We start from the raw sequence: 15,501 nt of genomic DNA, 5'->3' as shown, positions 1-15,501 counted from the left end.
TCTGTTGCCGGGTAGTTCACATACAGCAAAATGTTGGAGGAAGTATAGAGATGAAATACTTGTTTAAAAAGATCGAGCCTAAGTGGCAGGCGAAATGGGAAGAAAGTAAAGTCTTCGAAGCCAAAGATAACAGCGATAAACCTAAGTTCTATGGCCTGGTAGAGTTTCCATATCCAAGTGGTGCAGGTATGCACGTAGGACATATCAAAGCATATTCCAGTCTGGAGGTTATTTCCAGAAAACGTCGTATGGAAGGCTATAATGTACTTTTCCCGATCGGATTTGATGCATTCGGTCTCCCGACTGAGAACTACGCAGTAAAGACCGGAACACATCCACGTATCATCACAGATGAGAACATCAAGAGATTTTCCAATCAGTTAAAGAAAGTTGGATTCTCTTTTGACTGGAACCGTGTGATCGATACAACAGATGAAGACTACTACAAATGGACACAGTGGATTTTTTTGAAAATGTTTGAAAAAGGTCTTGTATTCAGAGACAGAACACTGGTTAACTACTGCCCGCACTGTAAAGTAGTCCTTTCCAATGAGGACAGCCAGGGCGGTAAATGTGATATCTGTCACAGCGATGTTGTTCAGAAATCCAAAGATGTATGGTATTTAAGAATCACCCAGTATGCAGATAAGCTTCTGGAAGGTCTGAAAGATGTAGATTATCCGGATAATGTAAAACAGCAGCAGATTCACTGGATCGGAAAATCAAAAGGTGCTTTCGTTAACTTCGACGTTGACGGAATCGACGAGAAACTTGAAATCTATACAACCAGACCGGATACCCTGTTTGGTGTAACATTCATGGTAATCGCACCGGAACATCCGATCATTGACAAATATGCAGATAAAGTCACAAACATGGACGAGATTACTGCATATCGTAATGAGTGTGCAAAGAAAACAGAGTTTGAGAGAACTCAGCTTGTAAAAGATAAAACAGGTGTGAGAATCCAGGGACTTGAGGGAATCAACCCGGTTAACGGTAAGAAAATCCCGATTTACATTGCTGACTACGTAATGATGGGATATGGTACAGGTGCTATCATGGCAGTACCTGCTCACGATCAGCGTGACTATGATTTCGCGAAGAAATTCGGCATCGACATTATCGAAGTTATCAAAGGTGGAGATATTTCCAAAGAAGCCTATACAGGTGACGGTGAAATGGTAAATTCCGATTTCCTGAACGGATATGCAAAGAAGAAAGATTCTATTGAGCGTATGCTGGAAGAACTGGAGAAAAAAGGAATCGGTAAAGCCGGTGTTCAGTATAAGATGAAAGACTGGGCATTCAACCGCCAGAGATACTGGGGCGAGCCAATCCCGCTTATTCATTGCCCGAACTGTGGTGTTGTAGCAGTTCCGGAGAATGAACTTCCGCTGCGTCTGCCGGATGTAAAGGACTTCGAGCCAGGTGAAGACGGACAGTCTCCGCTTGCAAAGATTGATTCTTTCGTAAACTGCACATGCCCGAAATGTGGTGCTGCAGCGAAGCGTGAGACAGATACCATGCCTCAGTGGGCAGGTTCTTCCTGGTATTTCTTAAGATACACAGATCCGCACAATGCAAATGCACTGGCAGATATGGACAAACTGAAATACTGGATGCCTGTTGACTGGTACAATGGTGGTATGGAACATGTTACCAGACATATGATCTACTCCAGATTCTGGCATCATTTCCTGTATGATCTTGGCGTAGTAAATACACCGGAACCATACGCAAAACGTTCCATCCAGGGACTGATCCTCGGACCGGACGGAGATAAAATGAGTAAATCCAAGGGTAATGTAGTTGACCCGCTGGATATTGTAGAAGAATACGGTGCAGATACTCTTCGTACCTATGTACTGTTTATGGGTGACTATGGGGCAGCTACTCCATGGAGCGAGAACTCTGTAAAGGGCTGTAAGAAGTTCCTGGACCGTGTTGCAGGGCTGACAGATATCCTTTCTGAAGAATCCGTATCTGATGAACTGGAGATGAAACTCCACCGTACCATCAAGAAAGTTTCTTCTGATATCGAGAACCTGAAATTTAATACAGCGATCGCCAGCCTGATGACACTCCTTAATGAGATCACAGCAGAAAGACACTTGAGCAAAGATGACCTTACCATCTTTATAAAATTGCTCAGCCCATTTGCACCACATATCTGCGAAGAAATCTGGGAATTCATTGGAGGCGAAGGCTTACTGGCAGTTTCCGAATGGCCGAAATACGATGAAGGTAAAACAATTGCCAAGACCGTTGAGATCGGTGTACAGGTTAATGGTAAAGTAAGAGGAACAATCGTAATCCCTAACGGATGCGAAAAAGAAAAAGCATTCGAAATCGCCAAAGCAGACGAGAGAATTGCTTCCTTCCTGGAAGGCAAGAACCTCGTTAAAGAAATCTATGTACCGAATAAGATCGTAAACTTTGTTGCGAAATAATATACCACACGATCATACAGATAAATAAATATAAAGAACAATAAAATAGAAACAGTAAAAAGAGGACCGGCAGAAACTTTTCTGAACAGTCCTCTTTTTACTTATGGTATTTATATAACTGCCATTGATTATAATGAGTAATAAATCGAAAGGATTCGACAAAATTCGATATAAAACTATGATAAATGAAAGAAATGATCAAAGAATAAATGCAATAGAAAACTTAAAAAACGTCTGCACAGAAGAAAATCTCTGGCAGGCAATAGTAGCTTTTCAAAACTTTCCATTTTATACAGCATCCGGGCTTCCTTTTTATTATAGCCTGAAGACAGGAAGAAACGGTGAATTAACGAAAGAACTATGGGTAAACCGCAGGGAGAACAGCAAAAGTCTGGCATGGAGCAGCGTAGTGCTTGCATTTCAACATGCCAGACAGATTTCTGAAGAAATTCCGGGTCCCAAAAAACTGGGAAATATCCGCGGGATTTCATACATATATGCTATTTTCTGGAAATTGGGACTGATAAAAGTTCCGGACACAATTGCCGAAAAAATGACCGAACCTTAAATGCATTATTTACGAGGATTGCTATAGGAGCGTTCCTCAGGTAACCGCCTGCTGATATGCCGGAATGTCAGCGTAAACACGATTCCCTTCACAATGGAAGAGATCGTAAGTGCCCACCATATACCATTTAATCCCATTCCCGCATGTGTCAGGATTAATGCCAGCGGGATTCGTGAGCCTGTCAGGATCACACTGATCACACTGGATAATCTGGTGCGTCCAAGTCCTGATAATGCGCCCACTGTCATCAGCTCAATGGACATAAAGACTTCACTGAATCCGATAATGACCAGATAATTGACAGCAGTGTCCAACGCTTCTCTTTCGTGGAAAAATAATCTTGCAATTGGCTCCGGAAGAAAGACAAAAGCTGCAGTGACAAACAGGCCCCAAATTGTGAGGACGCGAAATGACAGACTGTAACCTTTACGGATACGGCCTTTTTTTCGTGCACCGTAGTTTTGGGCAATAAAAGCATTCAATGCTGAAGCAAAACCATCTGCAGTATTCCAGGATACAGATTCAATCTGTCCGCCAACACGCTGTGTTGCAATAGCGGCAGCACCATAACCGGAAACCATACGGGTCAGGACCATGGAGATGAAGCAGTAAATGCTTCCCTGTATAGCTGTGGGAAATCCGATTCTGAAGATGTGCTTATAATATTCTTTTGGAAAAACAGACAGCAGATTCAGATGCTGTAAAACATTTGGCTCCAGTCTGGAATGCCGGATACGCAGAACCATCACCACAAAAACCAGAATCTGTGAACTTACTGTCGCAATAGCGGCTCCGGCAACCTCCAGCCTCGGGAAAGGTCCGATGCCAAGGATCAGCAGTGGATCCAGGATCATATTTCCGGCAAGCCCGATAAAGTTTGCAAGCAGGGGAGTGCGGGAATCTCCCTGTGCAGTTGAGAGTCCGGTCAGCGTCAGATTCAGATAAGAAAAAAGGATCAGCCCACAGGTGATCAATGTATAAGATCTGGCAGCAGTATAAGTTTCTGCGTCGGTCAGATTAAAAAATCCCAGCAGAGGCTGTATGAAAATAACGCAGACAGCAGCAAACAAAATGCCGGACAGTGCAGTGAGCTGCAGAGAACCGGCAGCATAGGAACGTGCCTGGTCATAATCTTTGCGCCCGCATGCCTGGGCTGTATTTACCTGTCCGCCCATTCTTGACAGGGATGCAAGACCCTGGGAGAGCCAGACATACATTCCGCCTACTCCCACGCCTGCAACCGCCTTCGCACCAAGCAGTCCGATCCATGCCATATCCATGATACTGTATGCTGTTCCCAGCATGGAAGAAATCATGATAGGCAGAGCCAGCTCTGCCAGAGTTTTCAGGATCGGACCGGAAGTCAGATCCACAGTTTTTGCTTTACTCATTTGTAATAACCCTTCATGTACCAATAAGTGACATTTCAAAAGTTAACCTGTCAGTACATTTACCCCATTTATTATAATACTTTTGTAGTCCATTTACTGCAGTCCCATACCTGGGAAACCACATCACGGTAAAACTCCGGTTCGTGGCAGATCAGGAGAATGCTTCCCTTATATTCGATCAATGCCTGCTTCAAAGCTTCTTTTGCATCCACATCCAGATGATTGGTAGGCTCGTCCAGAAGCAGAATGTTCGTCTCTTTATTCACCAGCTTACACAGACGCACTTTTGCCTGCTCCCCGCCACTCAGTACACGTACCTGACTTTCAATATGCTTGGTAGTCAGACCGCATTTTGCAAGTGCAGACCGAACCTCATACTGAGTATAAGACGGAAACTCTGCCCAGATCTCGTCGATACAGGTAGTCTTATTATCACCTTTGACTTCCTGTTCAAAATATCCGATCTGAAGATTCTCACCAAGTTCGCAGGAACCCTTCAGAGACGGAATCAATCCCAGAATACTCTTCAATAAAGTAGTCTTACCGATACCGTTTGCACCAACCAGCGCAATCTTATTTCCTCTTTCCATAGAGAGAGTAACAGGTCTGGAAAGAGGTTCATTATAACCAATAACCAGATCTTTCGTCTCGAAGATATATTTCCCTGGAGTACGTCCATATTTAAAATGAAATTCCGGCTTCGGCTTCTCGGCAGCAAGCTCGATCACATCCATCTTATCCAGTTTCTTCTGTCTGGACATTGCCATGTTTCTTGTAGAAACCCTTGCCTTATTTCTTGCGACGAAATCCTTCAGTTCACTGATTTCCTGCTGCTGGCGTCTGTAAGCAGCCTCAAGCTGAGCCTTCTTCACCTCATACACTTCCTGGAAATGATCATAATCCCCGACATAACGGTTCAGTTCCTGATTCTCCATATGATAAACCAGATTGATAACAGAATTCAGAAACGGAATATCGTGGGAGATAAGGATAAATGCATTCTCATAATCCTGCAGATAACGCTTCAGCCATTCAATATGTTCCTCATCCAGATAGTTGGTAGGCTCGTCCAGAAGCAGGATATCCGGTTTCTCCAGAAGCAGCTTGCCAAGCAGAACTTTGGTTCTCTGACCGCCGCTCAGATCTGTAACATCACGTTCCAGTCCGATATCCAGAAGCCCCAGAGCTCTGGCAACTTCCTCCACCTTTGCATCGATCACATAGAAATCATGCATGGTAAGGGTATCCTGAATAGTTCCCAGCTCCTCCATCAGAGTATCCATCTCCTCAGGAGAAGCAGTGCCAAGAGAGTCACAGATTTCATTCATCCTTTCCTCCATCTCAAAGAGATAAGAGAACGCAGATTTCAGCACGTCACGGATGGACATGCCTTGAGAAAGGACAGAATGCTGGTCCAGATAGCCGACACGTACGTTCTTTGCCCATTCAATCTTACCCTCATCCGGCATCAGCTTTCCGGTTACAATATTAAAGAAAGTAGATTTACCTTCCCCGTTGGCACCAACCAGTCCAATATGCTCGCCCTTTAACAGGCGGAAAGACACATCATTAAAAATCGCCCTGTCTCCGAAACCATGTGTCAGATGTTCTACATTCAAAATACTCATAAAAAGAAATTCTCCTTAATTATTGTTATATAATGATGTTAGGGTCAAAAGGCATTTTGCCCCTAACTTGATATCTACGAATTGCTCCGCTGCAAAGCAGCTCCCGCAATTCTCAAACATTCGAAATCCGCTGATTTACTACGTAAATCGCTACTTTCTCATGTTTGGCGGGTCCCAAGTTCAAAAGTCTTATCGTGCAAGCACGAACGACTTTTTGACCTTTTGACCCTGATATCATATAATGGCAGGGTGGTCAGACTTCCCTGACTCCCTTTAATGACGGCTCAGCCATCAGCGAATAATTTGTATAATAAACCACGAATCCGGGCTTTGCCCCTGCAGGCTTTTTCACCTGCTTCTTCTGGATATAATCGATTTCCACCTTAGGGGCGGTACGTCCTTTGGAATAATAAGCAGCAAGCTGTCCCGCAATCTCAAAAATATGATCCGGAAGCTCCCCATCCTTAGACTTCACAACAACATGAGATCCAGCCATTTTCTTAGCATGGAACCACCAGTCATTTCCCGTAGCAAACTTAAAAGTAAGCTCATCATTCTGGAAGTTATTTTTTCCCACATAAATATCATAACCATCTTCAGTCACATAATGGAACGGTTTTGACTTACTCTGAACCTTCTGTCCTTTCTTTCGGTCATAATGCTTCTTAATATAGCCATATTCCATCAATTCTTCCTTAATCTGCGCCAGATCACTCTCAGCCAGAGCAATATCCAAAGCATTAGAAACAGATTCCAGATGCTCAATCTCACTTTTCGTATCCGCAATCTGCTCCGTCAAAGCCTCCTCCGTACGCTTCAGCTTTCCATACTTATCAAAATACTTCTTGGAATTCTCCGCCGGAGTCATAGTAGGATCAAGAGGAATCGTAATCTCTTCATTCGTATAATAATTCAAAGCCTTAAACGACTTACATCCATCCTCAAGTCCATACCCATAAGTATTAATCAACTCCCCGTAAACCTTATACTTATCCTTCTTCGCGGTATCCTTCATCTGCTTCTCCTGTAAGGTAAGCTTCTTACGGTTACGCTCCAGAGCAGTCTGCACGATCCTTCTTAAATCCGAAGACTTCTGATGAATACGAGTCAGAGTATTCTTAGTCGCATAATAAGTCTCCAGCATCTCAGAAACACTGTCAAACTCTACAGAATGATACTCCGGACCGTACTGCTGGAAAGCAAACACCCCATACTCCACAGGCTCCTCTCCACGATAAATAATATTCGGAGAAAAATCCCCCTCCTTTACCTGATCCATCAACCTGCAGAATGTATGATACAAATGCACCTGTGCAGTCTCATCCAAAGCCTGTGCAGCCTCACTTCCATCCACAGAAGCCCGGAAACAAACCTCCTCCGCAACAACAGGACTGATTCCTGTAAGAGAAGAATAGATTGCCTTGGAAATATTGCAAGGTTTCCTGCACACAACCTCACGGAATAACTCCTCACTTACAGTCAGCGGATCCAGCTTATCCTGCGTCTGCGGAATAAAATACTCCCTCCCGGGAAGCACCTCCCTCACAGAACTCATATGCGAAGAAACATGCTTAATACTATCCAGGATCATATTCTTATCATCACAGAAAATAATATTACTATGCTTACCCATAAGCTCCATGATAAGCACCTTCTTACAAGGATCCCCCAGCTCATTCAGATGCTCCAACTCAAACATCACCACACGCTCCATCCCCGGCTGCCTGATATCCGAAATCCTCGCACTTCCGATATGCTTACGCAACAGCATACAGAAATTAGGTGCAGTCATAGGACTGGGTTTATTCTTAGAAGTAAAATAAATCAGCGGAAGAGAAGCACTGGCCGAAAGCAGCAGCCTGCACTGCCCATTCGCCCCCTTCCCAGTAATCAAAAGCTCATCCGCCTCCGGCTGAGCAATCTTATTAAACCGTCCTCCATCTAAATTCAAATGCAGCTCCCTCACCATAGCCGCAATCGTAATCCCATCAAAAGCCATATAAAAACACTCCTTTTTAAATAATACTCACAATAATTAAAATCCCAGTCCCCAATATGACTGATAACAATTTTATAATTTACAGGTAATACATAAAACTTAAATATCACCTACGTCCCACCTGCGGCGTCCCTTCCACCAGTATACCACACATTTCCTATCGCCATCAACGAAAAAATGTTTGACTCCATCTCTATAATGAACTATAATAAATCTGTATGTAAACAAGAACAAGATTACGTACCTCGACACTATTAAGACAGACAAAGAGAGAAAAACTATGATAAAAAGCATGACTGGTTTCGGCCGGGCAGAAGTCGTGACCAATGAAAGAAAAATAACCATCGAATTAAAATCTGTAAACCACAGGTATCTGGACCTCAGCATCAAAATGCCCAGAAAACTGAACTTCCTGGAAGGTGCCGTCAGAAACCTGATGAAAACCTACATCCAGAGAGGCAAAGTTGATGTATACATCACATATGAAGATTATACAATGAACAACGGAGCCCTCAAATACAACAAAGAGCTCGCAACCGAATACATCACCTGTTTGAAACAGATGAAACAGGACTTTGACCTGGATTACGACGTCAAAGTCAGCACCCTGTCACGCTATCCGGAAGTACTTGTCATGGAAGAACAGTCTGTTGATGAGGATGCGCTCTGGGGCTTTATCGAGCCGCCGCTTCGGGAAGCATGTGAGAAATTTGTCCAGACACGTGTATCAGAAGGCAAGAATCTCGAGAGAGATCTCATTGAGAAACTGGATGGACTTGAAGAGAAAGTCTTACGTGTAGAGGCCCGCTCTCCGGAAGTAGTAAATGCTTACAGAGCCAAACTGGAAGCAAAAGTATCTGAACTCCTCGAGGATACACAGATTGATGACAACAGAATCGCAGCAGAAGTGATCCTGTTCTCCGATAAGATCTGCAATGATGAAGAGACTGTACGTCTTCACAGCCATATCAAGAACATGAAGAAGATGCTGACTACAGAGAAGAACGGCATCGGACGCAAGCTTGACTTTATGGCACAGGAGATGAACAGAGAAGCGAATACGATCTTATCCAAATCAAGTGATTTGGAGATTTCTAATATTGCGATTGATCTTAAGACAGAGATCGAGAAAGTCAGAGAACAGATCCAGAATGTAGAATAGAGGTTACAGAGAGTGGCAAAACTTATAAATATTGGTTTTGGAAATGTAGTCAATTCACAGAAAATCGTGGCAGTGGTAAGCCCTGATGCGGCACCTGTAAAACGAATGGTGCAGAGTATAAAGGGAACCAGGTCACTGATTGACGCAACTCAGGGAAGAAAGACAAAGGCAGTGATCATCACAAGCGATGATTATCTGGTGCTCAGCGCATTGCAGCCGGAGACGATCGCCCGGAGATTTGCGGAAATATATGATAATGAGGATAAGGGAGAGATCCATGAATAAAGGAATTTTAGTAGTGGTTTCAGGATTTTCCGGCGCAGGAAAAGGCACAGTAATGAAACGCCTTATGGAGAAATATGATGACTATGCATTATCTGTCTCCGCAACGACCAGAAAACCCCGTCCCGGTGAAGAAGACGGCAGAGAATATTTCTTCCGCACACGGGATGAATTTGAGAAGCTGATAGAAGAGGATGCGTTGCTTGAATATGCCCAGTACGTAGAGAACTATTACGGAACTCCACGCTCTTATGTTGAGGAACAGCTTCAGGCAGGCAGAAACGTGATCCTTGAAATCGAGATTCAGGGAGCAATGAAGATTAAGAAGAAAATACCGGAAGCACTTCTGGTGTTTGTAACTCCGCCGACAGTGGAGGAACTGGAACGACGTCTTACAGGCAGAGGAACAGAGACTGCACAGGTGATCGCAGACAGACTTGCAAGAGCCGGTGAAGAGGCAAAGGGTATGGAGCAGTATGATTATATCCTTGTCAACGATACCGTAGAGGAATGCGTAGACCATCTGCATCAGATCATCGTAAGCGAGCATTCCAGAGCGTTTAGAAATGCAGAGTTTATCGCTGATATCCAGGAACAGACAAAAGCGTTTCAGAAATAATAGATTAACCGGAAACGTGTTGCTGAGAACAGAGTGAACAGTAACAATATCTGTATTATCAGAGAAGAGATAACCCCGCGGTATTTGCCGCTTAAAAAGAAAGGAGAAAATACATGATACATCCGTCTTATACAGAATTAATTGAAGCAATCAATGCAAACAGCGAGGACGACGATACAACAATGTCCCTTAACAGCCGTTATTCCCTTGTACTTGCTGCAAGTAAACGTGCACGCCAGATCATCGCAGGATCTGAACCGCTCGTAGAGGGTGCTGCAGGTAAGAAACCTCTTTCTGTTGCAATCGATGAACTTTACAAAGGAAAAGTAAAGATTCTTGCACCGGAAGAGAACGAAGAGGAAGAAACAGCAGCTCAGACAGAAGAGGTTCAGGCAGCAGCTGAAGCCCCGGAAGAAGCTCTGGCAACAGAAGCAACTGAAGAAACAACAGAGGAATAAATATAACTGTAAGGATACAATAACAGTTATAAAAATTATAATCTGTAAAAAGGATTGGTTTGGAAAAGAACTGATCAGGTAACACAATAGATGAGTCAAATGAATGTGTCTGAGAATTACAGTGATGGATTTTCAGGCACATTCTTATAGGAGAATTTATGAAATTATTATTCGTATCATTAGGCTGTGACAAGAACCTTGTAGATTCAGAGGAAATGCTGGGACTTCTTACCGGCAACGGGTTTGAGATCGTAGATGATGAAACAGAAGCAGAGGCGATTGTGGTTAATACCTGCTGCTTTATTAATGACGCAAAAGAAGAAAGTGTCAATACCATTCTTGAGATGGCAGAATACAAGAAAGCCGGAAGCTGTAAGGTTCTTATCGTAACTGGCTGTATGGCACAGCGCTATAAAAACGAGATTATTGAGGAAGTACCGGAAGTAGATGCAGTACTTGGAACTACTTCTTACGGAGATATCCTCAAAGCAATCAACGAAGCAATGGAAGGAAAGCATTTCGAGGAATTTAAAGATATCGATTATCTTCCTGAGAAGCTTGGAAAACGAGTGCTGACAACAGGCGGACATTTCGGATATCTTAAGATTGCAGAGGGCTGTGACAAACACTGTACTTACTGCATCATTCCGAAACTTCGTGGTAAATTCAGAAGTGTTCCGATGGAACGTCTGATAGAACAGGCGAAAGAGATGGCGGAAGAAGGCGTAAAAGAACTGATTCTTGTCGCACAGGAGACAACCGTATACGGAACCGATATTTACGGAAAAAAATCCCTGCATGTTCTTTTGAAAGAATTATGTGAGATCAAGGGAATCCGCTGGATCCGTGTGCTCTACTGCTATCCGGAAGAAATTTATGATGAACTGATCCAGACGATGAAAGAAGAAAAGAAAATCTGTCATTATCTGGACCTTCCGATTCAGCACGCTAGCGACCGCATCTTAAAGAGAATGGGAAGAAGAACCACACAGGCAGAACTGGTGGCAATCGTCAATAAACTTCGCCAGGAAATCCCGGACATTGTGCTTCGCACCACTCTGATCTCTGGTTTCCCTGGAGAGACACAGGAAGATCATGAAGAACTGATGGGATTTGTTGATGAGATGGAATTCGACAGACTGGGAGTATTTACTTACTCTGCGGAAGAAGATACACCGGCTGCGACAATGCCTGATCAGGTTCCGGAGGAAGTCAAGGAAGAGAGACGTGATGAGATTATGGAACTCCAGCAGGAGATTTCCTATGACAAAGGAACAGACCGTATCGGACAGGAACTTCTTGTGATGATCGAAGGAAAAGTAGCAGACGAGAGCGCATATATTGGAAGAACTTATGGAGATGCACCAAAGGTTGACGGTTATATTTTTGTGCAGACAGGAGAACTCCTGATGACAGGAGATTTCGCAAAGGTACGTGTGACCGGTGCTCTGGAATATGATTTGATAGGAGAGTTGGCAGATGAATACACCGAATAAACTTACAGTAGCCAGAATGATCCTGGTTCCATTTCTTGTACTGTTTATGCTTACAGACTGGGGCGGCGAGGCGAACCGCTATATATCCCTTGCTATTTTCGTTGTGGCCAGCGTTACAGACTGGTTTGATGGAAAGCTTGCCAGAAAATATAATCTGGTAACAAACTTTGGTAAATTTATGGATCCGCTTGCAGATAAACTGCTTGTCTGCTCTGCGATGATTTGCTTTATTGAACTGGACAAACTCCCGGCGTGGATCGTTATCATTATTATAGGAAGAGAATTTATCATCAGCGGATTCCGTCTGATCGCAGCTGAGAACGGCATCGTCATCGCAGCAAATTACTGGGGTAAATTCAAGACAGTATCTCAGATGATCATGATCATCTTACTGCTGATCGATCTGGGAGGCGCATTTGATATTCTGGAACAGATTTTCATCTGGCTTTCAGTAGCACTCACCATTATTTCCCTGATCACATATATCTGGCAGAATAAGAATGTACTGTCTATGCAGGACTGATTTTGATTGGCCTGCCCTGACGGAAAGGAAGCATAATTATGGTTACAGAACTAATTGCTGTAGGTACAGAAATATTACTTGGAAATATCGTAAACACAAACAGCGCATATCTGTCAGAGAAATGTGCAGAACTTGGTCTGGCAGTTTATTACCAGTCTGTAGTTGGTGACAACCCGGACAGAATGAAAAGAGTGATTAAAACCGCTCTGGATCGCTCTGATGTGATTATCCTTACCGGAGGCCTTGGACCGACAGAAGATGACCTGACAAAAGAAATCACAGCTGAGGTAATGGGATTTCCGCTTGTGGAAGATCTTCATACCAAAGAACTCATGGAAGCATATCTGAAAGAATATGAGAAAAATCATCCACAGCGCCGCATTACAAAGAACAACTATAAACAGACCATGGTTCCGAAAGGTTCTATCGTTCTTGATAATCACAACGGAACAGCTCCTGGACTGATCATGGAGAAAAAAGGAAAAACTGCGATCCTGCTTCCTGGACCTCCGAATGAGATGGTTCCAATGTTTGAAGAATCCGTATATCCATATCTGCGAAAGAAACAGCCGGAGATTATTTATTCCCGTATGGTGAAAATCTGTGGCATCGGTGAAAGTCAGGTGGCAGAGGAAATCCAGGATCTGATCGAGAAGCAGACAAATCCTACGATTGCGCCTTATGCAAAGACGGGAGAGGTACATCTTCGAATTACTGCAAAAGCAGAAGATGAGAAAAAATGCAAAGAAATGATCAAGCCGATCGTCCGTGAACTTAAGAAACGTTTTGGAAAGGATGTCTTTGCAACAAAAGAAGAGAAGACACTGGAAGAGGCAGTCGTAGACCTTCTCAAAGAGAAAAATATGACCTTATCTCTTGCAGAATCCTGCACAGGTGGAGCCGTGGCAGCCCGTATCGTAAATGTACCAGGAGCTTCTGAAGTGTTGATGTGTGGCTTTGTGACCTACACAAATCGCGCAAAGAGAAAGTGTCTTGGGGTAAAAAAGAGCACATTAAAGAATGAAGGCGCTGTTTCTGCAAAATGTGCAAAAGAGATGGCAAAAGGCGGTGCAAAAGCAGCTGAAACTGACGTCTGCCTTTCCGTTACAGGTCTTGCCGGTCCTGGCGGCGGAACAGAAGAGACACCGGTAGGAACAGTATTTATGGGATGTTGCTGTGCCGGAAAAACTACTACAAGAGAATTCCATTTTACAGGCAACAGAAGCCGCATCAGAGGTCAGGCCGTTGCTCAGGCGTTGACATTCATTCGCGACAGTCTGCTGGAGTGCGGTGAATAAAAACCAGGTAGAACTGACATCTTGATTAAGATAAGATGGACTGTCTGGATGTTGTGAATTAAGAGTGTGAAAAGAGTACATTGAGGAAATAAAAAACACATGAATATTTCCTTAAATGTACTCTTTTTATAGTTGTACAGATAATCAATGCATCATTTTCATAAGATTGATCACCTTATCAAGCTTTTGTATTTCCTGCGGAGATTTTCCCATCTTAAGAACATCTATGATTGCGGAAATTTCATCGGCATTAAAATTTAACCCGCCCTTTTTTCCCTGTGCCGCCGCGTTCATCAGGAAAGGCATCATGTCATTTACTCCTTTGGTACTTCCCTGTGCCGCGAGATTTTGCAGCATATCCAGTTTGGAACGGTCCATACCTGCAAGTCTTGGGTTATTGCGCCAGTCGTCACTCATCTGACTCCTCCTTTTGATTATTATCCGGCTGATTCATAAGCTGAAGCATCTGAATCATTGCCATCATATTCACAATCTGATTTAATTTATCCCTGCTAGGACCATAGCAGAAATTTCGGATCTCATTAATGGTATCCACAGGGCTCTGTGCCGGCATACTCATAGCACACAGATCACTGCCGGAACCTGTCTTGCCAAAAACAGAAACGGTATTGAGAAATTCAGCAGCTTTTTCATAGATAGAGAAAATCTGCTGGCCTTTTGGCGGGAGATAAGGAATGGCAGCTTTTATCATCTGTCCGCGGTCTGAACTGACCATCTGATCCAGCAGAGTCTGGGAAATATGCTCCTCATTCATAATATCTGCTTCCATTATATGATTTTATTAACAGAATATGTCGGGGAAAAGGATTCTGACATATAATAAACTATAGAAATCGGAAAATGGAGCAAAAAAATGAAATCAGAATCTGACGAAAAAAAAGAAAAGCTTGTTATAGAAGGAAATGCCTTTTATGAGATAGATCTGGAATGTGTAAGAAAAAAGGAAAGACAGAAAAACAGACAGAGCAGCAGAAACAAAATATATTCAGATATAAAAAACAGACCGCGACATAAATAGCTGCAATTTGAAATTTGATTCCACCAGAAGAGAGGTACTTTCTAATACAGAAGAAAAAGGCAGAGGGAAATTTCCCTCTGCCGGCAGATAATGATTATCAGCAGCCGCAGCCACATCCATTGCCACACAGCAGAAGCAATACGATAATGATCCAGCAGCTGTCTCCGTTACCACATCCATTGTTGCAGCCCCAGCCATTATTTCCGCACAGGCATAAAAGAATGATGATCCAAAGAATATTGCAGCAGGAATTATTTCCGCAGGAAAGTCCCCAGCCGTTATTACATCCATTGTCACATCCGCAGCCATTGTTATTGTTACAGCCACATCCGCCTCTGTCTTCTCCGCAACCGCAATTTGTAGCAGCTAAATCACTCATGTTAAATCCTCCAGATTTTCTTTACACTCTTATCATATGTGAGGAGTGGAAATGTGTTACTGGGAAGTAAATATTTGGTAAAGTTTCACAAGTTGACAATAATATGAGAATCATATATAATATATCACGTAACAAATCTGTAATGATTGAGAAAGAAATGCAACAATAACCCAATTAAAACGTAAAACAATACGTAAAAAAGAAAG

General features: G+C 43.2%; 15 protein-coding genes. 9 read left to right on the top strand and 6 right to left on the bottom strand.

What is annotated here, in order from left to right; genetic code table 11:
* Positions 1-50: 50 nt before the first annotated feature.
* Together leuS and WKT11_RS05300 are read left to right on the top strand one after the other, a co-directional pair.
* Positions 51-2,453 carry a leucine--tRNA ligase gene (leuS, locus tag WKT11_RS05305; protein WP_117674768.1) on the top strand — a complete coding sequence of 801 codons (2,403 nt, stop codon included), beginning with the start codon at positions 51-53 and terminating at the stop codon, positions 2,451-2,453.
* 178 nt (positions 2,454-2,631) lie between these two features.
* Entirely contained in the window at positions 2,632-3,021 is a 390-nt protein-coding gene (locus WKT11_RS05300) for a hypothetical protein (protein WP_117674769.1), read from the top strand.
* Positions 3,022-3,026: 5 nt separating this feature from the next.
* On the opposite strand, the gene WKT11_RS05295 is transcribed toward WKT11_RS05300, so the two are convergent.
* The 3 genes from WKT11_RS05295 to WKT11_RS05285 form a co-directional block, all read right to left on the bottom strand.
* Complete coding sequence (locus WKT11_RS05295; protein ID WP_117674770.1) at positions 3,027-4,412, bottom strand: MATE family efflux transporter; 1,386 nt, start codon at positions 4,410-4,412, stop codon at positions 3,027-3,029.
* A gap of 71 nt (positions 4,413-4,483) precedes the next feature.
* On the bottom strand, positions 4,484-6,040 hold the full coding sequence (locus tag WKT11_RS05290) for an ABC-F family ATP-binding cassette domain-containing protein (RefSeq protein WP_026650392.1): 1,557 nt from the start codon (positions 6,038-6,040) through the stop codon (positions 4,484-4,486).
* A 253-nt stretch (positions 6,041-6,293) separates the two neighbouring features.
* Positions 6,294-8,039 (bottom strand): Rqc2 family fibronectin-binding protein, encoded by a 1,746-nt coding sequence (locus WKT11_RS05285; protein WP_117674771.1) that lies wholly within the window; start codon positions 8,037-8,039, stop codon positions 6,294-6,296.
* 280 nt (positions 8,040-8,319) lie between these two features.
* Here WKT11_RS05285 and WKT11_RS05280 point away from each other — a divergent pair, with 280 nt between their 5' ends.
* The 7 genes from WKT11_RS05280 (at position 8,320) to WKT11_RS05250 (ending at position 13,877) form a co-directional block, all read left to right on the top strand.
* Complete coding sequence (locus tag WKT11_RS05280) at positions 8,320-9,201, top strand: YicC/YloC family endoribonuclease (protein ID WP_117674772.1); 882 nt, start codon at positions 8,320-8,322, stop codon at positions 9,199-9,201.
* A gap of 12 nt (positions 9,202-9,213) precedes the next feature.
* On the top strand, positions 9,214-9,486 hold the full coding sequence (locus tag WKT11_RS05275) for a DUF370 domain-containing protein (protein WP_117674773.1): 273 nt from the start codon (positions 9,214-9,216) through the stop codon (positions 9,484-9,486).
* The gene (gmk, locus tag WKT11_RS05270; RefSeq protein ID WP_117674774.1) at positions 9,479-10,102 is read left to right on the top strand and encodes a guanylate kinase; all 624 of its coding nucleotides are present in this window, start codon (positions 9,479-9,481) and stop codon (positions 10,100-10,102) included. Before WKT11_RS05275 ends, gmk begins: the two co-directional genes overlap by 8 nt.
* Positions 10,103-10,215: 113 nt before the next feature.
* The gene (rpoZ, locus tag WKT11_RS05265; protein ID WP_117674775.1) at positions 10,216-10,560 is read left to right on the top strand and encodes a DNA-directed RNA polymerase subunit omega; all 345 of its coding nucleotides are present in this window, start codon (positions 10,216-10,218) and stop codon (positions 10,558-10,560) included.
* Between the two features lie 158 nt (positions 10,561-10,718).
* Positions 10,719-12,056 (top strand): 30S ribosomal protein S12 methylthiotransferase RimO, encoded by a 1,338-nt coding sequence (gene rimO / locus WKT11_RS05260; protein ID WP_117674776.1) that lies wholly within the window; start codon positions 10,719-10,721, stop codon positions 12,054-12,056.
* Positions 12,040-12,579, top strand: coding sequence for a CDP-diacylglycerol--glycerol-3-phosphate 3-phosphatidyltransferase (gene pgsA, locus WKT11_RS05255; protein ID WP_117674777.1), 540 nt, complete (start codon positions 12,040-12,042; stop codon positions 12,577-12,579). The genes rimO and pgsA overlap by 17 nt, the downstream gene beginning before the upstream one ends.
* Positions 12,580-12,617: 38 nt before the next feature.
* Positions 12,618-13,877: a competence/damage-inducible protein A gene (locus WKT11_RS05250; protein ID WP_117674778.1), complete on the top strand. Its 1,260-nt coding sequence runs from the start codon at positions 12,618-12,620 to the stop codon at positions 13,875-13,877.
* A gap of 144 nt (positions 13,878-14,021) precedes the next feature.
* Here WKT11_RS05250 and WKT11_RS05245 read toward each other — a convergent pair whose 3' ends face one another.
* The 3 genes from WKT11_RS05245 to WKT11_RS05235 all read right to left on the bottom strand — a co-directional run bounded on the left by WKT11_RS05245 (position 14,022) and on the right by WKT11_RS05235 (position 15,295).
* Positions 14,022-14,294 carry a hypothetical protein gene (locus WKT11_RS05245; RefSeq protein ID WP_117674779.1) on the bottom strand — a complete coding sequence of 91 codons (273 nt, stop codon included), beginning with the start codon at positions 14,292-14,294 and terminating at the stop codon, positions 14,022-14,024.
* Positions 14,287-14,652 carry a hypothetical protein gene (locus tag WKT11_RS05240; RefSeq protein WP_117674780.1) on the bottom strand — a complete coding sequence of 122 codons (366 nt, stop codon included), beginning with the start codon at positions 14,650-14,652 and terminating at the stop codon, positions 14,287-14,289. The genes WKT11_RS05245 and WKT11_RS05240 overlap by 8 nt, the downstream gene beginning before the upstream one ends.
* A gap of 361 nt (positions 14,653-15,013) precedes the next feature.
* Entirely contained in the window at positions 15,014-15,295 is a 282-nt protein-coding gene (locus WKT11_RS05235) for a hypothetical protein (protein ID WP_117674781.1), read from the bottom strand.
* Positions 15,296-15,501: the final 206 nt, after the last annotated feature.

Origin of the sequence: Blautia sp. HCN-1074 (assembly GCF_037890165.1) — a bacterium.
Taxonomy (GTDB): Bacteria; Bacillota; Clostridia; order Lachnospirales; family Lachnospiraceae; genus Blautia_A.
The sequence above is the reverse complement of the archived record's forward strand: the minus strand, read 5'-3'. Positions and strand labels throughout refer to the sequence as shown.